General features: G+C 42.6%; 16 protein-coding genes. 6 read left to right on the top strand and 10 right to left on the bottom strand.

Annotated elements, in window-relative coordinates; all coding sequences use genetic code 11:
- Window position 1: 1 nt before the first annotated feature.
- A complete protein-coding gene (locus ES754_RS01550; RefSeq protein WP_147221437.1) occupies window positions 2-466 on the top strand; it encodes a hypothetical protein in 465 nt (154 codons plus the stop codon).
- A 58-nt stretch (window positions 467-524) separates the two neighbouring features.
- On the opposite strand, the gene dusB is transcribed toward ES754_RS01550, so the two are convergent.
- The 4 genes from dusB to ES754_RS01530 form a co-directional block, all read right to left on the bottom strand.
- Window positions 525-1,556, bottom strand: coding sequence for a tRNA dihydrouridine synthase DusB (gene dusB, locus ES754_RS01545; protein ID WP_147221435.1), 1,032 nt, complete (start codon window positions 1,554-1,556; stop codon window positions 525-527).
- A gap of 82 nt (window positions 1,557-1,638) precedes the next feature.
- A complete protein-coding gene (locus ES754_RS01540) occupies window positions 1,639-3,684 on the bottom strand; it encodes a BCCT family transporter (protein WP_147221433.1) in 2,046 nt (681 codons plus the stop codon).
- Between the two features lie 263 nt (window positions 3,685-3,947).
- On the bottom strand, window positions 3,948-5,996 hold the full coding sequence (locus tag ES754_RS01535) for a BCCT family transporter (RefSeq protein ID WP_147221431.1): 2,049 nt from the start codon (window positions 5,994-5,996) through the stop codon (window positions 3,948-3,950).
- A 389-nt stretch (window positions 5,997-6,385) separates the two neighbouring features.
- The gene (locus tag ES754_RS01530; RefSeq protein ID WP_147221429.1) at window positions 6,386-6,826 is read right to left on the bottom strand and encodes an HIT family protein; all 441 of its coding nucleotides are present in this window, start codon (window positions 6,824-6,826) and stop codon (window positions 6,386-6,388) included.
- A gap of 221 nt (window positions 6,827-7,047) precedes the next feature.
- Between ES754_RS01530 and ES754_RS01525 the strand changes: the two genes are divergently transcribed.
- The 3 genes from ES754_RS01525 to ES754_RS01515 all read left to right on the top strand — a co-directional run bounded on the left by ES754_RS01525 (window position 7,048) and on the right by ES754_RS01515 (window position 11,383).
- Window positions 7,048-7,800, top strand: coding sequence for a hypothetical protein (locus tag ES754_RS01525; RefSeq protein ID WP_227677767.1), 753 nt, complete (start codon window positions 7,048-7,050; stop codon window positions 7,798-7,800).
- Between the two features lie 198 nt (window positions 7,801-7,998).
- Window positions 7,999-9,888 carry a dihydroxy-acid dehydratase gene (ilvD, locus tag ES754_RS01520; RefSeq protein ID WP_147221425.1) on the top strand — a complete coding sequence of 630 codons (1,890 nt, stop codon included), beginning with the start codon at window positions 7,999-8,001 and terminating at the stop codon, window positions 9,886-9,888.
- Window positions 9,889-10,132: 244 nt separating this feature from the next.
- Window positions 10,133-11,383 (top strand): cation:proton antiporter, encoded by a 1,251-nt coding sequence (locus ES754_RS01515; protein ID WP_147221423.1) that lies wholly within the window; start codon window positions 10,133-10,135, stop codon window positions 11,381-11,383.
- A gap of 195 nt (window positions 11,384-11,578) precedes the next feature.
- Here ES754_RS01515 and ES754_RS01510 read toward each other — a convergent pair whose 3' ends face one another.
- Window positions 11,579-12,331: a M23 family metallopeptidase gene (locus ES754_RS01510; protein ID WP_147221421.1), complete on the bottom strand. Its 753-nt coding sequence runs from the start codon at window positions 12,329-12,331 to the stop codon at window positions 11,579-11,581.
- A gap of 107 nt (window positions 12,332-12,438) precedes the next feature.
- Window positions 12,439-13,332 carry a 5'/3'-nucleotidase SurE gene (gene surE, locus ES754_RS01505; RefSeq protein WP_147221419.1) on the bottom strand — a complete coding sequence of 298 codons (894 nt, stop codon included), beginning with the start codon at window positions 13,330-13,332 and terminating at the stop codon, window positions 12,439-12,441.
- Window positions 13,333-14,015: 683 nt separating this feature from the next.
- On the opposite strand from surE, the gene ES754_RS01500 reads away from it, so the two are divergent.
- Both ES754_RS01500 and ES754_RS01495 read left to right on the top strand, forming a co-directional pair.
- The gene (locus ES754_RS01500) at window positions 14,016-14,450 is read left to right on the top strand and encodes an MCR_0457 family protein (protein ID WP_147221417.1); all 435 of its coding nucleotides are present in this window, start codon (window positions 14,016-14,018) and stop codon (window positions 14,448-14,450) included.
- A 394-nt stretch (window positions 14,451-14,844) separates the two neighbouring features.
- A complete protein-coding gene (locus ES754_RS01495) occupies window positions 14,845-15,123 on the top strand; it encodes a hypothetical protein (RefSeq protein ID WP_147221415.1) in 279 nt (92 codons plus the stop codon).
- A 3-nt stretch (window positions 15,124-15,126) separates the two neighbouring features.
- On the opposite strand, the gene ES754_RS01490 is transcribed toward ES754_RS01495, so the two are convergent.
- The 4 genes from ES754_RS01490 to ES754_RS01475 form a co-directional block, all read right to left on the bottom strand.
- Window positions 15,127-17,082, bottom strand: coding sequence for a sensor histidine kinase (locus ES754_RS01490; RefSeq protein WP_147221413.1), 1,956 nt, complete (start codon window positions 17,080-17,082; stop codon window positions 15,127-15,129).
- A 181-nt stretch (window positions 17,083-17,263) separates the two neighbouring features.
- The gene (gene der / locus ES754_RS01485) at window positions 17,264-18,715 is read right to left on the bottom strand and encodes a ribosome biogenesis GTPase Der (RefSeq protein WP_147221411.1); all 1,452 of its coding nucleotides are present in this window, start codon (window positions 18,713-18,715) and stop codon (window positions 17,264-17,266) included.
- 315 nt (window positions 18,716-19,030) lie between these two features.
- The gene (gene bamB, locus ES754_RS01480) at window positions 19,031-20,239 is read right to left on the bottom strand and encodes an outer membrane protein assembly factor BamB (RefSeq protein ID WP_147221409.1); all 1,209 of its coding nucleotides are present in this window, start codon (window positions 20,237-20,239) and stop codon (window positions 19,031-19,033) included.
- A 144-nt stretch (window positions 20,240-20,383) separates the two neighbouring features.
- Entirely contained in the window at window positions 20,384-21,220 is an 837-nt protein-coding gene (locus tag ES754_RS01475; RefSeq protein WP_147221407.1) for a YfgM family protein, read from the bottom strand.
- Window positions 21,221-21,324: the final 104 nt, after the last annotated feature.

Genomic DNA, 21,324 nt, shown 5'->3' with positions numbered 1-21,324 from the left:
CATGTTTAACTCCGACCCCAACTCAAAGCCTGTCAACGCCAAGCTGCCAAAAGCGGTCATCATGATGGTAGAAAAAGGCAACTTAGTCATTGCAATCAAAACATTAGTGGCAGACGAAAATATAAGTATGGACGCTGCAAAAAACCGTATTGATGCCTATGAGACTGAGCTCAAGGTTAAGCAGCAGCAAAAACTCAATGCCATTGCTAACAAACAAGGCATTCCGCATGATGCCCTTACCTTTGATACCGAACAAACGAAAGACAGTATGGATGTATTAATTAAAGACCGAGTGAAAACAACCCCGCCGGAACAGAACTTTAAAAGCCTACAAAAGGGGCTTGACAGTCAACTCAATGATTTGGGTTATAAAAAACCGCTCATCCCTTATTGGGCCAAGCGTTTATTGGTCATTGCTATCATTATGGCCGGACTATTTTGGATATTATGGCGGGTGTTTGGCTAGTAATTTGTTTTGAGGTGGTTGACGGTTATTCAAATATTCAAACTGTATAAATGACAGCCTATTCATGAGCGCATAAAAATGCTTCGACCACGCGGAACTGTCCGGCGGTGCTATCTTCGAAATACATAGCTTGTCGAAAAACATTAGAATTTGGAATACCGGTGGTATACCATGCGATATGCTTACGGGCAATACGGCAGCCAGAATATTCACCATAAAACTCATATAATTCTTGCAGATGCGCTAAGACGATTTCTTTAATCTCGCTAATAGTTGGTGCTGGTAACGTTTCACCGGTTTGCAAAAAGTGCCTAACATCACGGAATAGCCACGGTTGCCCTTGTGCGGCGCGCCCTATCATGACCGCATCACATCCCGTTAACTCATAGACACGCTGTGCTTTTTGCGCGCTATCAATATCGCCATTGGCAATCACCGGAATACTGACACTTTCTTTCACTTCACGTATTAAATCATAACGCGCCTCCCCAGTATACATATCTTCGCGGGTACGCCCATGAATGGCAATGGCGGCAATACCTGCTTGCTCCGCTCGACGCGCAATACGCAAAATATTCTCACGCCCATTCTCGTAACCCAGTCTTGTTTTTAATGTTACGGGGGCATCAACGGCATTGACGGCGGTGTCAAGCAAACGCGCCACCAAATCCTCATCTTGCAATAGTGCTGAACCTGCCAGCTTACGGCAGACTTTTTTGGCCGGGCAACCCATATTAATATCAATAATCTGCGCCCCATTATCAATTTGATAGCGGGCGGCTTCAGCTAATTTATCGGGTTCTGCGCCAGCAATTTGTGCGGAAATAGGCGCTATTTCATTATCAAAGTTAGCACGATATAAGGACTTTTTACGTGCATAAAGCGCGGTATCCGCAATAATCATTTCGCTGACGGCATGACCTGCACCAAATGATTTACACAATCTACGAAATGGGTTATCAGTTACCCCTGCCATCGGCGCCACGATCAGGCGATTTTCAATCGTTAATCCGCCAATTATTAATGGCTGTAATAAAGGATGATCGGATGCTGACAGAGATGAGGGTAAAAATAAAGGCTTGATAGACATAAAAAACGGCTTGATTTGTAATAAAAACAAGCCGTTATTCTAAGCATTCGTACGCATATTGCAAGCGCTTAACCTGAATAACTTACTTATCAAACACACTGCCCTGCTCAAGCGTAATATCATCATCGTGCTCCTGCATACGCCACGGCAAAGTATCTGGTGAGATATTTATGAAGTGTAAGTATTTCTCAAACTGATCAATAATGTCATTGTTAACTGCCTCAGATTCGTAACCATATAGATCATAGGTTTGGCCACCACGGCGCAGGTACACCTCAGCGCGATGATCGTGCTGCTGCGCCAATTCATCCGCACCCTCTTCAGTATAATAATCTGGTGCCTCATGCTCAGATAAACGAACTTCATACCAAAACTCAACATCATCGCCGCGTTGTAGCTCCAACACCACACGATTATTGACTGCGTCATAGTTGACCTCAGTTATCCAGCCCGTTTCTGCAAACTTAGTAGACACTTCAACCATTGATGGCATCACTGTCTCTTTAATATAGTTTAAAACCTTATCACGCGTTGGTTGATCGTTAAGATAATCAATCCGGTCACGCCACGATGAGGCCTTGAGTAGATGTGGCGGTATCCTATTATTATTGCCTAAACTTTGATTGCGATGCCCTTCAATTCGTAGAGCCTTCCACATGCCAAACATCGCCATCAGCATAATAATTGCAAACGGCAGCGCACTGACAATAGCAGCGGTTTGCAACGCCGTCAGTCCCCCTGCAAGTAACAATACAGAAGCGACCAACCCCTCGGTCACTACCCAAAAGGTGCGTTGCCATGCTGGTGTATCACTGCGACCACCTGCGGCAAGCGAATCAATAACCAATGAGCCTGAATCTGACGAGGTGATAAAGAAAGTAACAATAAGAAGCACTGCAAGTGAAGATACAATCTGGGTGAAAGGTAGTCTTTCTAATAATTTAAATAACGCAATTGCTTGATTGTCTTGTACATCAGTGATCAATGAGGTATAGCCGTCAATCATAATCATATGTAGTGCCGTATCACCAAACACGGCAAACCAAAAGAAGGTAAAAATGGTCGGGACTAACATCACACCGACAATGAATTCACGGATAGTGCGACCACGGCTAATTTTCGCAATAAATAGCCCTACGAAAGGCGCCCAAGAAATCGTCCATGCAAAAATAAATAGTGTCCAGTTACTAATCCAGTCGCTGAGCTGATAAGCCTGTAAGCTAAAAGTGCGCTCAACAAGGTTGCCTAAATAACTACCCGTATTTTCCATGAAGGCATTCAAAATAAATATGGTTGGGCCAACGATAAATACGAATAACATCAGCGCAGTTGCCAGTCCCATATTTAAGATAGACAGCCGCTTCACGCCTTTATCCATTCCAGCAAGCACTGATACCAATGCCGCTGCGGTAATAAGTGCAATAGCTATGACCTGTACCGTGTTATTAACCGGAATCAAATCAGGTAGTAGGTAGTTTAAACCTGCATTAATTTGTGAGACAGAAATACCTAAACTGGTTGCTAGACCAAACATTGTGCCCAAAATTGCAAACACATCCACTGTATGCCCAATAGGGCCGTAAATTTTATCGCCAATGATAGGATACAAAGTTGAGCGCATGGACAATGGCAGTCCATGACGGAATGAAAAATAAGCTAGTGTTAATGCGACCGTAGCATTAATGCCCCAAATATGAAAACCCCAGTGAAAATAAGCAATCTGCATCGCCTCTTTTGCCGCCTGAATAGTCTGCGGGTCTGAGAGTGGCGGACTGGCAAAATGTAGCACCGGCTCTGCAACCCCGAAGAACAATAAGGCAATACCGTAACCAGCTGAGAACAGCATCGCAAACCATTCGCCAAATTTATATTCAGGCTCTGAATGATCGGGCCCCAGCTTAATGCTACCATAAGGCGAAAATGCCAACGTAATAATAAACATTAAAAACAATGCCGTTGCCAGCATATAAAACCAGCCAAAGGTATCGGTCATAAAACTAAGCACGTCTGCAAATAACGCGCCAGCGGCTTCAGGATTGATAGAGGTGCCAACAACCAGTAATATAATAATGACTGCTGCCGGTACAAATACGGGCAGCAGAATAGTTGAGCGCGGAAGTTTACTCATAAGTGGGTCTCGCAGAAATAAAACTCTTCAAACAGGCTTTTAATATTAGTCTCTAGAAAGTTTCTTTTTCAAGTGTAAAAGTTAAAGTATAAAAGCCTATTTGATGGTCGAAAATAGGCGCGGCTGATATAAATTGGAAATAGTACTACTACCACCCAACAAAAAAGGCAACTTATCAGCTGCCCTCATTGTGCATTGAAAAAACCAGCTATTTAATACTAAAGTTTCAAAGAAATCAATTCAATCATACCTTGGTGGAATAGCTATTTATCAAACACACTGCCCTGCTCTAGCGTAATATCATCATCATGCTCTTGCATGCGCCATGGTAAAATATCTGGCGATATATTGACGAAGTGTAGATATTTCTCAAACTGATCAATAATGTCATTAATAATTGACACTGATTCATAACCATATAAATCATAGGTTTGACCGCCGCGGCGCAAATACACCTCAGCACGATAATGGTGTTTTTGCAGCAGTTTATTTGCCATATCTTCGGTGTAATAATCAGGAATATCATGCTCTGATAAGCGAACTTCATACCAAAATTCAACGTTGTCGCCACTTCTCAATTCCAACACCGCACGATCATTGACTTCATCGTAGTTCACATCAGGCAACCAACCTGTGTCGGCAAACTTTTCAGCAACTTCACTCATAGAAGATAAAACCGTTCCTTTGATATAACCAAGCACTTTATCGCGCGTTGGCTGTTGAGTCATATAATCAATACGCTCGCGCCAAGCATCTAGTTTCAGCAGATGCGGCGGTAAATGATTGTCATTACCCAGGCTCTGATTACGATGCCCTTCAATACGTAGCGCACGCAACATACCAAAGGTCGAAATCAATATAATGATAGCAAAGGGCAAAGCACTAACAATCGCTGCCGTTTGCAAGGCTTCTAGCCCGCCCGCTACTAGTAAAGCCGCAGCGACCGCCCCTTCAGTGACCACCCAAAACGTACGCTGCCACCATGGTGTATCGGTACGTCCGCCAGCCGCTAAGGCATCAATGACTAATGAACCTGAATCTGATGAGGTCACAAAAAAGGTGATAATCAATAATACGGTTAATGATGAAACGATTTGCGTAAACGGCAAGTTCTCCAGCAATTTAAATAACGCAATTGCTTGGTTGTTTTGTACCTCACTAATCAGCGACTCATATCCATCAACCATAATCATATGTAACGCGGTATCACCAAATACCGAAAACCAGAAGAAAGTAAATAAGGTTGGTACTAACATCACACCCAATACAAACTCACGAATGGTACGACCCCGACTAATTTTAGCGATAAACAGTCCAACAAAGGGTGCCCAAGCAATCGTCCATGCAAAGATAAATAGCGTCCAACTGCCTATCCAATCACTTGATTGATATGCTTGTAAACTAAACGTACGCTCAACGATATTGCCTAAATAACTACCGGTATTTTCCATAAAGGCGTTTAGAATAAATATGGTTGGACCTACCACAAACACAAATAGCATTAAGGCAGTTGCTAACAGCATATTTAGAATAGATAGCCGCTTTACACCTTTATCCATCCCAGCCAGCACCGATGCCAAAGCGGCTAAGGTCACCAACACAATGATAATAATTTGTACGGTAATACTGACCGGAATCATATCTGGCAGCAGATAATTTAAGCCGGCATTAATTTGCGATACTGAAATCCCTAAACTGGTCGCGATACCAAACATCGTACCAACAATGGCAAATACATCAACGGTATGGCCTATAGGACCATAAATCCTATCGCCTATTAATGGATATAGCGTTGAGCGCACCGACAGCGGCAAGCCATGACGAAAAGCGAAATACGCCAGTGACAAGCCTACCACCCCGTAAATCGCCCAAATATGAAAGCCCCAGTGAAAATAGGCAATTTGCATCGCTTCTTTTGCTGCCCCAATGGTTTGCGGTGTCGATAACGGTGGACTGGCAAAGTGAATTACTGGCTCTGCTACCCCGTAAAACAGCAAGGCTATCCCGTAACCTGCCGAAAACAGCATCGCAAACCATTCAAGAAACTTATATTCAGCTTCGGCATGGTCAGGCCCTAGCTTAATATTGCCATAAGGCGAAAATGCCAGATAGATAATAAACATGAGGAATATGGCCACTGCCAACATATAAAACCAACCGAAAGTATCGGTGGTAAAATTCAGAACGGTACCGAATAGCTCGCCAGCAGCTTCAGGATTAACGGCAGTGCCAATCACTAGCAACAACATGATGGCCGCTGCGGGTAAAAATACCGGTAATAAGATAGTAGAACGGGATGATGTACTCTTCATAAAGATGTTCTCATTAAAACGGACACCTTAAATAGACTCTTAAAACTAGCCTCTTAAAAAGATATATCCTCAAAAAATTAAAGTATTCTCAAAGTTTGTAAAAGCGAGGTTTCGTTTAAAACGCTGAAGTGGAATGAGCGACAATGTCAAAATAAGCAACAACGCCCAAATAGAAGTACTGTTTACCACAAACTATTTACAAACCCTAGGATTACCGTCAGTTTGTAACATTATTTTAACGTTTATTACATGACTATTACCAAGCAATAAAAAAGGCAACTTGCTGGTTGCCTTTTAATAAGTAGTTAGAAGCATTAAAAAACTTAGATTATTTTACTAAAACCCTTTAAAAAAACGGTCATATTATTCGCAATTATAACATTATTAAGTTATGCCTCAATCACAGCAGCAAGTTGTTTGGCAGTCTCAGCCAGTTTTTCATGATCGACTTCTATAGCTGCATGACGACCTAGCTCATGAATACTAGAAGGAATCAGATGCACATGATAATGAAAAACCGTTTGTCCAGCTTGTGCACCATTTAACTGCATCTGAACAATACCGTCACGCTCAAAGACTTGGCGCTGGGCTTGCATAATTTTCTTGGACGTCATCAGTATAGCTGCAGCATATTCAGGCTCTAGATCGCTTAAATCCACTGCTTTTTGCTTCGGAATGACCAGTACGTGACCCTCTGCTTGCGGCATAATGTCCATAAAGGCCAAAGTTTTGTCATCTTCATAAACCTTGTGGCAAGGAATATCACCATTAAGCATTTTGGCAAAGATATTATTATCGTCATAAGCAGTTTGTTGATTGGCTTGACTCATTATATTGTTCCTTTAGCATTGGCTGTTTTTGATATTAATTATGATGTGTATAATATAGTGGACGAAATGCGCGGTCAGTACAAGTTACGGTTAACATGACTACTTCTCAATTACGCTATACTGTTCATTGTTTAAACCCACTAATTTGTTGGCGAGCAACCCCTATTAAATGTTATATTAAGGCATTGCTTGTCTAACTTACGTTTATGGATTTGACTACTTTGCCGACTCAACTATCAGATTATACTGACCCTTATACAGAAACCAATACGGCTATGCCAGCATCTAACTCTAATAACGAGAGGCAAGAGCCTGCTGCCGACAATAGCCAAGCCGTAACGATTGGCCCAAATACGATTATTTTGGCACAAGCACTGACGGATGCTGCTATTAGTTGGCGTATTCACAATTGCAAAATTAGTAAAAAAACGATGACACAAGAGTTACCGATGCTATTCTTATATCACTATGATAGTTTAGATGATGCCGTTAAACAGGCTCACCCATTAACGCCGGTGCTGCTTGCACAATTTAATACCCCTATGACTGCTGATGCTGCCGCTAATATTATTGGCATTACAAGCGACTTACTTGCAAGCCCTTGGCATGTAAAAATTATTGGCTCGTTAGTGGTATTTAGTGAAGCGCTACAATTAGCAGTACGGTTGCATTGGACCAATACGGGTAAAAGTACCCAACAGATTTATACTAAAAGTGCAGAAGAAGCCGTAATTGCTGCTTTTAAAGACTGGCAGTTTTTTGGTCGTATTGATGTTCTATACAAGAATGACAAGCAAGCCTTAGTCAGTATTGATGAAGACAGTGCAAGTAATGAGCCATTACTTACTATCCATGCCAGCACTGATTATCAGTTCCTGCCAGCGCCTCATACATTGGGGGTCATCGCCAAACTCGAGGCGGATAAATCTGAGCTGCCTTGGTTTGAGACCGCAATTTTAGAGCGCCTTGAGTAGTTTTTTGACATTAATCTTCTTATCATCAACATCTCATTATTTTTACTTACCCATATCTAATGATATGGTAGCTACTTAGTATTATTCACTAACTTAGTATTCTCTACTAATAACCACTCACCATAAAAAGCACACTATTAATATAAAACCTAAAGGCAAAAACATTAAGTCACCTCGCCTCATTATAAGGAATATCACATGGATTATCGCTCAAAAACCTCTACCGGTGGTCGTAATATGGCAGGCGCACGGGCATTATGGCGCGCCACTGGCATGACGGATGATGACTTTGGCAAGCCTATTATTGCCATTTCCAACTCCTTTACCCAGTTTGTACCCGGTCATGTGCATCTTAAAGACTTAGGACAATTGGTCGCGCGCGAGATTGAAAAAGCGGGCGGCGTGGCAAAAGAATTTAATACCATTGCTGTCGACGATGGTATTGCCATGGGTCACAGCGGCATGCTGTACTCACTGCCGAGCCGTGACTTAATTGCTGACTCTGTTGAATATATGGTCAATGCGCATTGCGCCGATGCGTTAGTGTGTATTTCTAACTGCGATAAAATCACCCCAGGTATGCTGATGGCAGCCATGCGCCTTAATATCCCAGTGGTATTTATTTCAGGTGGCCCAATGGAAGCAGGGAAAATTCTTGCCAGTACGGTCGGGGCAAGCCACAATGTCGACGACAGCAACAAAGGCAATGCCATTCGTAAATTAGACCTCGTTGATGCGATGATGGACGCGGCAGATGACAGCATTAGCGATGAAGACGTGCTCGCTATTGAAAGCTCAGCGTGCCCAACTTGTGGTTCATGCTCTGGTATGTTCACTGCCAACTCGATGAACTGCTTGACCGAAGCATTAGGCTTGGCATTACCGGGCAATGGCTCGTTACTCGCCACGCACTCACTACGCCGCGAGCTGTTCTTAGAAGCGGGACGCACGATTGTGGCACTCGCCAAACGTCGCTATGAGCAAGATGATGATTCGGTGCTACCACGCTCAATCGCGACTAAAGCTGCCTTTGAGAATGCCATGACCTTGGATGTGGCCATGGGTGGTTCAACCAATACCATTTTGCATTTACTGGCTGCCGCCAATGAAGCCGAAGTCGACTTTAAGATGCACGATATTGACCGGTTAAGTCGTAATGTGCCGTGCCTAGCTAAGGTTGCACCAGCTTCACAAAAGTATCATATGGAAGATGTGCATCGTGCGGGCGGTGTATTCGGGCTGTTAGCCGAGCTTGACCGTGCGGGCTTGCTGCATACTGACTTACCGACCATTCATAGTGCCACGATGAAAGAAGCGATTGATAAGTGGGATATCATGAATCCTGACAATCTTGAGGCGCGCGCACGTTATATCGCAGCGCCAGGTGGCGTACGTACCACTCAGGCGTTCTCCCAATCAAAAGAATGGTCAAACCTTGATGTCAACCGTGAGTCAGGCTGTATCCGTAGTGCTAAGCATGCGTATACCGCAGATGGTGGCCTTGCCGTACTGTACGGTAATATTGCTGAGCGCGGCTGCGTGGTCAAAACTGCCGGCGTCGATGACAGCAACTTAGTCTTCACTGGACGCGCACGCATATTTGAGTCACAAGATGACGCAGTAGCCGCAGTATTGGCTGATAATATCGTCGCTGGTGACGTGGTTATCATCCGCTATGAAGGTCCAAAAGGTGGCCCGGGTATGCAAGAGATGCTCTATCCCACTACCTACCTTAAATCTAAAGGTTTGGGTAAAGAGTGTGCCCTCTTAACAGACGGTCGTTTCTCTGGCGGTACATCAGGCTTATCGATTGGTCATGTTAGCCCTGAAGCAGCTGAAGGCGGTGCGATTGGTCTAGTACAGGAAGGCGATATCATTCATATCGATATCCCAAATCGTACCATTAACATGCAAGTGAGTGATGCAGAACTTGCCGCACGCCGTGAAGAGATGGAAAGCCGTGGTAGTAAAGGATGGAAACCAGTGAACCGTGAACGTCATGTAACCCAAGCTCTGCGTGCTTATGCAGCGATGACCACCAGTGCGGATACTGGTGCGATACGTGATGTGAGTCAAGTTGAGCGTTAAGCGGCTGCTTATATTGTTGTAAGTCTTTTAATAAAAATAACTATTTTAAAAAGTCTGCCTCGAGCAGGCTTTTTTTTCACCAAAAAACAACGTAGTAACACCTCTGATAACGTTTATTTGCGAAACTCAGCGGCTTTTGCAGTCATGATAAGCGGCTTGTCATAAGCCCACTAGAAAACTCTTCAACGTTCATTTTAAGCGCTTATTCCTAACTGAAACCAACACACTGGTGTGCGCAAACGTTATGCTTGAAAACTACAATTTATTTTTACTTATTTGCGGTATCGCGTTCTTATTTGGGGCGCTGTTCCCCATTATGTTCAAACGCCTGCCTATCTCCTTACCTATGCTACAAGTCAGCTTTGGCATGATAATGGGCTATTGGTGGACGACACTGTCGTTTTTAAACCCGCTAGATAACGGTTTTATTATTGAGAAGCTTACCGAAATCGTAGTGTTAGTGTCCTTAGTTGGTGCCGGCATTAAGATTGATACCGCTCTCACTTGGCAATTATGGCGTCCTACTGTACGTCTATTGCTGATCACCATGCCGATTGGTATCTTTGCAATGGCATTTTTGGGCTATTATGCGTTTGGCCTGAGTATGGGTGCAGCGATTTTATTAGGCGCAGTATTAGCACCTACGGATCCGGTGCTGGCCTCCAGCATTCAAGTAGGCCCGCCCAATACTGGCGGTGAAGATGCGCCCCGCTTTACCTTAACCTCAGAGGCTGGATTGAACGATGGCTTAGCCTTTCCGTTTGTTTATCTCGCTATTAAAATCGCAGAAGCTTACAGTGCAGGTCAACATTTTAATGGCGAGATGTTATGGTCGTGGTTCACCCATGATGTACTGTGGAAGATTGGTGCAGGCTTGGTAGTTGGCGTCGTCGTTGGTAAAGCTGTAGCCAAATTGATATTTTCAAAACGCACTAGAGGAACAGCTATATCCCAAGGCTATGTGGTCATCGCGCTGACCTTGTTAGCGTACGGATTGGCTGAATTTGTGCACAGTTATGGCTTTATTGCCGTTTTTGTTGCCGCATTTGCGTTTCGCCGCTCAGAGTGTGAGCATGAATATCATCATAAGCTACACGACTTTGCCGAACAGTCAGAAGGTCTGCTGATGTCGTTAGTGCTAGTGACTTTTGGTATGTTTATCGGACAAGGCTTGCAATCTGGGGTCGAGCTGACATGGCGAGTGTATGCGGTTAGTTTTACATTCTTATTATTAATACGTCCCATTGGTGGATTTATTGCGTTATCGGGGCTAAACATGCAGCGTACAGAGAAATACGCCATATCTGCTCTTGGTATTCGCGGTATTGGGACGCTGTATTATTTATCATATGCGCTCAACCAAGGATTTTTTCGCGATGAGGATGCGATTAAATTATGGGTAGTCTGTTCTATTGTTATTTTAATATCTATCTTTATACACGGCTTAAGTGCGCCAAAGCTGCTACAAATGACAATAAGCAAGGAGCGTCGCTAATGCTGATAGTATTTGCAAAGTCTAATCACTAACAATTATTTTAAATATACTGCTTATAATGATTACCTTTTACAATTAATTATCGGCCCTAAAAAAGCCCACTACTCCCTTTATATCGACCCAAAAATAAATGTCAATATAAAGGGAATAGTGGGGCTTTTAAACGCTTATCAGCGTCATAAGCCAAGCAGCTAACTAACGCCCTAGCACCGCACGGGGATCAATAGGATTGCCATTAAGGCGTACTTGAAACTCGAATCCCACCTCGTTAGTTTGAGCATTCCTACCCATGCTAGCAATACGCTGGCCTTGTTGTACGGAATCGCCCTCTTTTACTAGAATCTGACTGTTATGCGCATAGGCAGTAATGTAGTTATCATTGTGACGAATCATGATTAGGTTGCCATACTCTTCTAGTCCGCTACCGGCATAAAGTACGATGCCAGCTTGACTTGCGAGTACTGGTTCGCCTTCTTTACCTGCAAACCACATACCCAAACTGTTCGCCGCCTCGTCAAAATTACGGGTGACTTGATTGCGACTTGGGTAATCATAGCCTAGAGTAGAATTAGCCGTCACTTCATAAGCTGGACTTGAGGGAGTGCTTATTGTTCCACTATTATTAGAGGCATTGACGTTATTGTTAGTAGACTGATCTCGGCCACCTTGCCATAACTTAAGCATCTGACCACTATAAATAGTGTACTGACTATCCAATCCATTTAGCGCACCAACTTGACGATAATCCAAGCGATAACGTGAGGCAATTTGACTGACAGTATCGCCGCGCGCTACCACATGATAGTTTGGCACACCTTGAGCATTCGTAATTATTTTTGAGCCTGACGACGGCGTCTGATAGGTAGGCTTGGTAGCACAGCCGGTCAGTGCCATCGTACCAACGAGTGCTAAGGTCGCAAGCTGCGATCCAAAATTGAGCTTTTTCATACAAGATTTCCTATACTTTATGTTATTCATGAGCAGGCTATGGCTTTGTATATCGCTTAAATCATAGTCAGAGTGAGAAATACGTGAGCCATTATATAGGGCACAACTTATAATGCCAACGCCGATAACTGGTCAAGCGTGCTAGCTGGAGTATGATGCAACCTAACAGGTGACAAACTAATATAGCCTGCAGCTACGGCCTCCTCATCAGTAACATAAGACAGAGGTTCATTATTATCTGCCGGCTTAACCGGCTGACCAGTAGCGGTTTCAGTTTCTTTATCCAGCATCTCATTGTTTAGGGCATTATCTAACACTAATCCTTTATTTAACAACGATGAAGACACGCCTTTACGCAGACTTAACCAATAAGCATCACGCCCACGCGGATCAACCACATGATGCACTGGTTTTGCCAGCAAGCTGTGGCTTAAACACGTAATCTTGCGCCCTTTAATGTCTTTGGCGCTATGTACCTCAGGTATATTAACGTTTAACACATGATAGGGTAAACGCCTCATTTCTTCTAATAATGGCGTTTCAGTCAATAGTTTAACGATTTCTTCTGCTGCCATTTGATACTGGCTGGTATTGTCTTGACCGTCACCTCTAATAGCACCGCCAACTAACGAGGTAGCAATTGCTGGTATGCCAAACAATTGCGCCGTCAATGCTGCCCCAAAAGTACCTGAGAATAATACATCTTGCCCTAAGTTTGCCCCTGAATTGATACCCGTAATCACGCAATCAAAATTAATATCACTATACAGTTGGTGCAGCGCTAAATAAACACAATCAGCCGGCGAGCCATTAACGGCTATAAATCCCGATTCTGATTTACGCGTATATAAGGGTTGAGAGATACTCAGCGCACTAGCACAGCCGCTTTGTTCGGAGTCAGGTGCAACAACTATTACCTCCCCAACCACACACAGCGCCTGATATAAAGCCTGTAACCCTGGCGCATGTATACCATCATCATTACTAATCAAAAACTTCATATCTACTCAATATATTCATATCTGCCCGTCTATCGGCTTATCTGGTTTGTTATTATAAAATTGCTATAATGGGTCACTATTTTATAGTTGTTTTTATTGTCTAAATCTACTGCTCGTGGCTACTATGATAATGAAAGGATTTTCTCAAGGATTTTTCTAGTCAGAAAGCTACCACATATCTGCACACATATGAATTAGCAGCAGGGGTTTTGCGACAGTCAATAACAGCATGGTTTTATCTATAGACTGTAGAATATCACTAAGAAGAACGATACTTTTTTCAAGATAAAATATGAGCTACAGATATAAATCTAAGCTAGTTAGTGCAGTTTTACTGAACTTGCTTATAATCTCAGAGTCGATTATACCTGAATAATAAATTGTCACAAACTAGACCGTAAATCAATAGATTAAAAAGCTCTGCATTAATTATCATTTTTAAAGCAAGTAAACAATCATGCTGTAATGAACAACCTCATTGTACCGCTCATGTTACAAGGGCCAACAAATTCTGCTCATCCATTCATAACAGCGTAACTTGTTAGCACATGCTACTGGTATGTTGCTGCAAACCACCCTCAGGTCACAATACGTCTACACATAAGCCCATATTTTATGTGACATTTGTTTTTTTTCCTATTACCATATTACCATCAAATAATGCAAAGTGAGTGTGATACCGAATGAACAAGCAATCGATATTATCTATAGTTTCCATGGCGTCAAAAATAGCATCAAAGGTTGGGGTTGCGGGGCTAATAACTTCGGTTGCCATGCTGTCCCAAACAGCCAATGCGGCAAATAATGTCTCAACCACTATTCCGCTTGATATGTCTGGGATGAATATCACCAAACACGAAATTGCAGTAATGCAAGTCTTGTCTGAGATTTGTCCGCCAATGTTAAATAGCAAACAAAAACAGCGCTTCTATAAGGCCTATAACGTTCAATTGCATGAACTTATGCCAACTTTAGAGGATCCAAAAGCGGCGATTCAGTATTTATCGACTCAGCAAGACTATCGTCAGATTTTACAAGGCATGCGTAGCTGGACGCTTAGCTTCCCTAAGCAAGACAATAAAGCATTATGTGAAGACATGGCTAACGCCGCATTTTAAAAAAGTGCTTGTATCAAAGCTTTACACCAAATAAAAGCCAATAATAACTAAGCTTCTTTATTGGTGATTTATACAAATGCGTGTTTAACGAAACGAGTTAGCTTCTTGTAGTAAACCTTCTTCTGTCACAAGTTAATCGGCCTATAAATAATCAAACTTGCTGTCATCCGTTTAAATATTTGATGATGTCGCAAGTTTTTTTATGTCCGTAATTTAGTAAATAACTTTAATTGCAGTGTTAAGACCATTCGTCTTCATAATAGGTCGTAAAAGTTTATGATAATAACGCAGGTGAAAAAACAGTATGGGCAGCTGATAGTAGCTATCATTTTTTCTATGGCTGCCATGCCAACGCTGCTAGTTATTGCTTAGCAGCTCCAGCAATCGCGATGATATGCGCCTGATATTGCTAACTATAGGAACAAAGAGTCAGCAAGCGCTTGAGCTGCTCAACTGGGGCTATAGTCATTTTACGGCGGTTACTGAAGCGCTAGCAGGACAGTTTGTCAGTAAGCCATCGGTACGATTTAGAAAACACAAGGAATTAGAGATAGTAACTGGTGATCATCTGCGTGTTTTAATTAACGAAAACCAGCAAGCTAAAACAACTACCGTAGTCAATATTAAAGATAGTGTAGAAGCATCCGTTAAAAAAGGTCAGGAAACCTGTTAAAAACTACCACCAAGCCAGCCATTCTTTAAGCAAACTGTATAGTACCTTACTATCGTTCGTGGCACTGTGACAAAAATCTACACCCACCGCTTTTAAGCCAGACTCAAAACGATTCAAAGTATGCGCCTTATGCGGTGGATACCAGTAAATTAATAGTACCCGATGCGTGCTTTCTTGCTCACGAATATAGCGTGCTAACTGCGCCGCACTCTCTGGTAATATATCCTCTGCAATCATTATCATATCTACATCAGACATTGTTAACTGCTCTGTTAACGACAACCCAAACTGCTTACAGCTTACTGAGGCGCCGAGACACTGTAACTCATCAACTATGAATCCCGTCTTCTCGAGATGATAATAAACAATATTAAGACCTACAAATGAGAACAGTTTCTGCTGATTTTGATAAGTATTACGTAAGGGCATAATGACCATAAACTCACTGCCCATATCAAGCTCGCTGCTAACTTTAATAGTGGCACCAATCAGCTGTACAATCTGCTTAATCACAGGCAACCCTACCCCAACCCCCTCATAATCGCGTGTATGGCTTGGATCTACTTGAAAAAATGGGGTAAAGATATCTTCCATATAGTTAGTATCGATACCGATACCGGTATCGATGACCTTAATCTCCCAACGGATACTTTCAATAAAATGAGTCAACTGCGACTCAACAATAACTTGCCCCGATTCGGTAAATTTAATCGCATTATCTATCAAGGTTGAGATAACCTGCCTGATTTTATTGGTATCCCCTTCAAGCGTATAGTCGATATGCTGGATTCGGGCGATTAACTCTATACCTTTATGCTTAGCGATAGGCTCAAACTCAGACAGTAACTCTGCGAGTAGCTGTAGAGGGTTAAAGTCACTGAGGCTAACCCCAATTTGACCTTTCTCTATTTTATTCAACTGAATAATCTGCTCAAGCGTATTATCCAAATGCTGGCTGCCTTTACGAATAATAGTTAAGACGTCTTGTTGTTCCTCATTTAGAGTTTGAGGATCTAACAGCTGCAAACCACCAGAAATCGCATTTAATGACGTTTTCAACTCATGAGTGATCATGCTTTGAAAGTTGTTACGCTGAACATCCAGAGACAAATCTTTATTACGCAACTGCTGTTCAAAGGCGGCGAGTTCATTCACCTTTTGCTCCGCTGTTTTTAGGCGATTGAATAAGGTTATAAACGCCAGCTTAATACGAGCCAACTCTTGAAACTCAAATTGCTGCTGGATAACAGGTAACTGTTTTAGTTGTGAATTATCAATGACAATTTCGCAGACCTTTGCCAGCTCAGTGATGTCTTTGGACGGCCAGTTCAGCTTGCGTATTATAAATATAATGAGGCCATTACTTAAAATCATAGTTGCAAGCCATAACCAAATATTTTTACGAAACCAGTCTATGCGCAGCTTATTTACATTTAAAGTAATATTAATATAACCGACTAACGCAGTAGAATTTGGTACTTTATCATTGATTATATTGGTTTTAATCGCACTACTAGATAAATCACTTGATAACTGCTGACGACTGTTAGAGTCTTGAAGCGTAATGCCATTCATGTAATCGCTTGTTACTGCTCTGTCGAAACTGACCGTATCAGCAAATAAAGCTTTGTACCAATTGTTACTCTCTTGCTCAATGAGTGCTTGATCAAGGGTGAGAATTGGATGGTCGGTAGAATAAAATGAAATACTTTGAATACTCGAATTGTCTTCTAATAAGATGCTAACTTGTCGCGCGACCAAACTGGCCCCGTCGGCAGTAGAAGCACTGGTTGCCAGTAGTTCAGCCAGTTGTTGCAGGTGTAGACGCTGTTGTTGATAATGATAGACAAAACCACAGACAAGAGACAGCAGAAAACATGCGATGATAGCAACAGCTATCGCTTGGAGGACAGAGCGCCTAATAAGAGTAGGAATACTTCTAGCAGAATATGTGTACATGTAACTCAAGAACGTTAGGACAGCCAAGACCTATCTTATACGATGAGAATAGGAGTTATGTTTGTTTAGTGAAAGTTTATAATGATGGTAGAAATCACCATCATTATAAAGTGTAGGCAAAATATTATGAGAGAAGACTTAAGGAGTGTGAATTAATATTAACCCACGCTACCTACCCTTTTTAACGTTTTTTAGTCGGCTTTGTATCATGACGGACATTCTTTTTATCTCGGGTAGTAAACTTCTGCGTCCGATTACGCTCACGCTGTTTCAGCTGCTGAGATTTCGCTTTGGTTGGGGTATCGCTTTTATTAGCAAAAGGATTGTCATTGAGTTTAAAGACCACATTGAGTGGCGTGCCCTCTAACTTAAATACTTGACGGAATTGGTTTTCAAGGTAACGCTGATAACTCTTAGGTAGCGAGCCGGTTTGGTTACCATGAATGACTATCACCGGAGGATTATGTCCACCGATATGCGCATAACGCAGTTTAATCCGTCGACCACCAACTGTAGGCGGCGGGCTTGCAGCAACGGCATCTTGTAGAATTTGAGTTAGACGGTTGGTTGACACCTCGAACATTGACGATTGATAAGCGCGTAGAATTGACGGATATAAATTACCCACATTCGTACCGTGCAAAGCAGATATTTGATGTACTTTCACATACGGAATAAAGTTAAAACGGCGATCCATTTCTATCTTGATATAATTTTTTTGATCAGAAGTCAGACCATCCCACTTATTAATAGCCACGACTAATGCGCGACCAGCATCAAGCGCATAACCAATCATATGCAAATCTTGATCGACGATACCTTCTTGCGCATCGATAACAATGACAGTAACGTTTGAGTCCTCAATCGCCTGCAAAGTTTTGATGACCGAGAACTTTTCGACCTTGTCATCGATTTTGCCACGGCGACGTACACCAGCAGTGTCAATCAATACGTAGTCTTTGCCATCACGCTTGTAAGGAATATAAATACTGTCACGAGTAGTACCGGGCATATCAAATACGACAACTCGGTCTTCACCTAATAAGCGATTTACGAGCGTTGATTTACCAACGTTAGGACGACCAATAATAGCAAGCTTAAGACCATCAGGCTCATACATATTGTCTTGTTCAGGCATATCAGCTGTCAGAACCTCTAACAGATTACCAACACCGCGACCATGGCTGGCGGCCATTGGATACGGTTCACCCAATCCTAACGCGTAAAACTCAGCAGGTGCAGAATCATGAACGCCATCAACTTTATTGGCAACGACGTATACTGGCTTACCGAGCGTGTGCAAAAATTTGCCAATCTCAGCATCGGCGCCAATCATACCTGCGCGCGCATCAACCACAAAAACAATAATATCGGCTTCATGAATGGCCGTATATGACTGCTCAGACATATAGTCATCAATATCACCTCTGCCATCGTCTGCTTCACCAATACCACCGGTGTCTACCACGATAAATGCTTTACCTTCATATTCAGCATCACCATATTGACGATCACGGGTCAGACCTGATAAATCGGCAACCAATGCCTGACGACTTTTGGTAAACTGATTAAACAAGGTGGATTTACCGACATTTGGGCGACCAATTAAGGCGACCACAGGCTTGATACTCATGCGTTACTCTCGATGATAGGCAGTGACGGACAATGATGCCAGCGAATATGCTGCACTTGACCGCAAACTTAAATAAATAATAAAAATAAAAAGGGTATAAATAAAAAAATAGCCAATAAACCATTGGTTATTATTATCATTTAAATTAAAACGAATTCAATAATCAACCAGCAATTAATCAGCCGAATTCAAATTTTCCAAGGGCGCATAGATTACGACAAACCAAGGTTTTAAACAAGGCATTAAACGCTGACCAAGCAGCGTTTAAATTTTATAAAAACTAGCATTCTTTTATTTAAAGCTTAGATTAAAGGTTTAACGTGCCAGCTGCCAAATAGCCACTTGCCCTGATGTACTTTGGGTCATCAAGCGGCTACCTTGTACTTGTAAATTGGTAAGCGAACCTTTGGTCTGTACGCGGCTTACAATATTGCCAGTCGCAGGATCAAATAAATGCACCACTCCATCAAGGTCACCGACAGCAATATAATTGCCAATCATGACTGGATTGGTCAACTCGCGATACGCTAGTGCTTCACTTTCCCATAACGGCTGACCAGTACGACGGTTATAGGCGATGACTTTACCGTCTAAACTAGTACCAATCACTTGCTGGTTGTTGACTGTCAGAGCCTTAAGACTGGCAAGCTCGTTGACGAACATAACCTGCCGCGATGCCAAATCGATACCTAATAACTGACCGCTATAGCTAACTGCAAACAGCTGATTGTTATCAACAATGGGCATACCATCGACATCGCTCATACGCTCGACTTCACTGCTACCTGTGCCGACACCGATGCGACGTGACCACTGCGGCAGACCACTATCAGTAGTAATAGCATGCAAACGTCCATCAGCGGTAGCTATCAGTGCGGTCTTGTCATCTAATAAGGTCGGTGCTGCTGCGCCACGCACACTAATTGCTGGTACTTGGGTGGTAAACTGCCAAACAGACTGACCTGTTTGTAGCGACAAGCCATGTAACAGGCCATCATTGCCCGATAAAATCACGCGATTATTACTGATTAAAGCTGGCGTTAACACTGAGCCTGTTAGCTGCTGCTGCCAGCGTTGAGCACCTGTCATACTGTCAAAGGCCACTACTTGCCCACCACGGGTACTGATAACTGCAGTTTGACTAAACGCATCTAAAGCAACGCCGCCAGTGATTTGTTCACCGACATTAATTGACCATAGGCGCTGACCAGCATTATCGAAACCTGTCAGGTCACCGCCGCGTGATGCAATGACAATTTGTCCATCGTCATAGCCTACTTGCAAACTAAGCGGATCTTTTTTGTTGGCTTTCTTATTACCAATATCAACATTAAATACCGGCTGCAACACACTAATTGGCTGGGCAATCTGGACTAACTTTACCGGATCATTAACAACCGGTTTGATACCACGGTTACACCCAGCGACAGCAGTCGTCATCAGTGCCAACACGGCTACCTGCATAACAGTCGCTTTTATAGTCTTGCCTGTTATCATTTTATTGGAGCGAATAGAGGGGTTCATTATATGTTCTCACTACGAATAAATGGACTATTATTTAACCAATAAAAGACTAATATATTTGCTAGCAATAAAAAAGCGCTATGCATTAATATTAATAATATAACAGTATAACCTGTCTATATTATCTTATATTATTCTACCGGTTTACTGTACAGCTTTAGCAGGTATGCTTGGAGCATTGGAAACGTTAGCAGTACTAGAAACTTCACTTTCTTCAATATTTTCAATGACTAATGGCTGCTCAGGAACAGTAGACGCCTGTATAAGACTGGCCTGCTCACTGATTGGTTCAGGCACAATACCTAAGCTTTCCATTTTTAATGCCAATACTGCACGGGTTTCATTGCGAGCGCGCAATAATTCCCAAGCATTATTATAAGACTTAATAGCAGCATCTTTATTATTTTTTGCTACATAAATATCACCCAATAGCTCTTGCTGACTGGCTTCAAACGAGCTTGGCATATCATTGTTAGCTTCAGCTAACGCGGCATCCACATTGCCGGAAGCCAGCAACGTTCCGGCATAACGCAAACGGGTAACTGCACTCAAGCCAGCATCACCTAAGTCAATTGCCAAGGCTTTTTTCAAACTATCCGTTGCGCCTTTAAAATCATCACTATCGACTTGCCCGCGCGCTTTAATCATGAGCGCCTGCCATGCATAGACAGAATTTCCATGACTACTAACCAGCGCATCAATATTTTTATTGAGCTTTACGCGGCTCTCTGCTAGCGCTGTTTGTGCTGGAGCCTCTAAATCTGGATTTTGCCCAGTCAAACTTACTTCTTCATTGAGCCTTTGGATATCTGCATATTGATCAGCGGCAACGGTATCTACCCGCGCATGATTATCTTGCCAATATGTCCAGCCAAAATAGCCGGCAAGCGCCAATAAGATGACGGTAATAATGTAGCTACCATATTGCTTAAGCGCTTGCATTGAGTTGTCTGTATTTGGCGAATTAGGGGTCAAAGCCATGTTTTTTACCTGATAAAATCTAGTGTCTAGAGGTAGAGTTGCTATAAGACTCGTTGCTATTAGCATATAACTTCTAGCATATAACTACGGCAACTGAGTTTAAT

The sequence above is a fragment of the Psychrobacter frigidicola genome (genome assembly GCF_007997305.1).
Taxonomy (GTDB): Bacteria; Pseudomonadota; Gammaproteobacteria; order Pseudomonadales; family Moraxellaceae; genus Psychrobacter; species Psychrobacter frigidicola.
Note: the sequence above shows the minus strand (reverse complement) of the source record. Positions and strands in the feature narration are given on the sequence as shown.

Excerpts from the sequence above, each read along its gene's own strand:
- ES754_RS01550 (WP_147221437.1), top strand. The coding sequence starts at position 2 with ATGTTTAACTCCGACCCCAACTCAAAGCCTGTCAACGCCAAGCTGCCA.
- dusB (WP_147221435.1), bottom strand. The coding sequence starts at position 1,556 with ATGTCTATCAAGCCTTTATTTTTACCCTCATCTCTGTCAGCATCCGAT.
- ES754_RS01540 (WP_147221433.1), bottom strand. The coding sequence starts at position 3,684 with ATGAGTAAACTTCCGCGCTCAACTATTCTGCTGCCCGTATTTGTACCG.
- ES754_RS01535 (WP_147221431.1), bottom strand. The coding sequence starts at position 5,996 with ATGAAGAGTACATCATCCCGTTCTACTATCTTATTACCGGTATTTTTA.
- ES754_RS01530 (WP_147221429.1), bottom strand. The coding sequence starts at position 6,826 with ATGAGTCAAGCCAATCAACAAACTGCTTATGACGATAATAATATCTTT.
- ilvD (WP_147221425.1), top strand. The coding sequence starts at position 7,999 with ATGGATTATCGCTCAAAAACCTCTACCGGTGGTCGTAATATGGCAGGC.
- ES754_RS01515 (WP_147221423.1), top strand. The coding sequence starts at position 10,133 with ATGCTTGAAAACTACAATTTATTTTTACTTATTTGCGGTATCGCGTTC.
- ES754_RS01510 (WP_147221421.1), bottom strand. The coding sequence starts at position 12,331 with ATGAAAAAGCTCAATTTTGGATCGCAGCTTGCGACCTTAGCACTCGTT.
- surE (WP_147221419.1), bottom strand. The coding sequence starts at position 13,332 with ATGAAGTTTTTGATTAGTAATGATGATGGTATACATGCGCCAGGGTTA.
- ES754_RS01500 (WP_147221417.1), top strand. The coding sequence starts at position 14,016 with ATGAACAAGCAATCGATATTATCTATAGTTTCCATGGCGTCAAAAATA.
- ES754_RS01495 (WP_147221415.1), top strand. The coding sequence starts at position 14,845 with ATGCGCCTGATATTGCTAACTATAGGAACAAAGAGTCAGCAAGCGCTT.
- ES754_RS01490 (WP_147221413.1), bottom strand. The coding sequence starts at position 17,082 with ATGTACACATATTCTGCTAGAAGTATTCCTACTCTTATTAGGCGCTCT.
- der (WP_147221411.1), bottom strand. The coding sequence starts at position 18,715 with ATGAGTATCAAGCCTGTGGTCGCCTTAATTGGTCGCCCAAATGTCGGT.
- bamB (WP_147221409.1), bottom strand. The coding sequence starts at position 20,239 with ATGAACCCCTCTATTCGCTCCAATAAAATGATAACAGGCAAGACTATA.
- ES754_RS01475 (WP_147221407.1), bottom strand. The coding sequence starts at position 21,220 with ATGGCTTTGACCCCTAATTCGCCAAATACAGACAACTCAATGCAAGCG.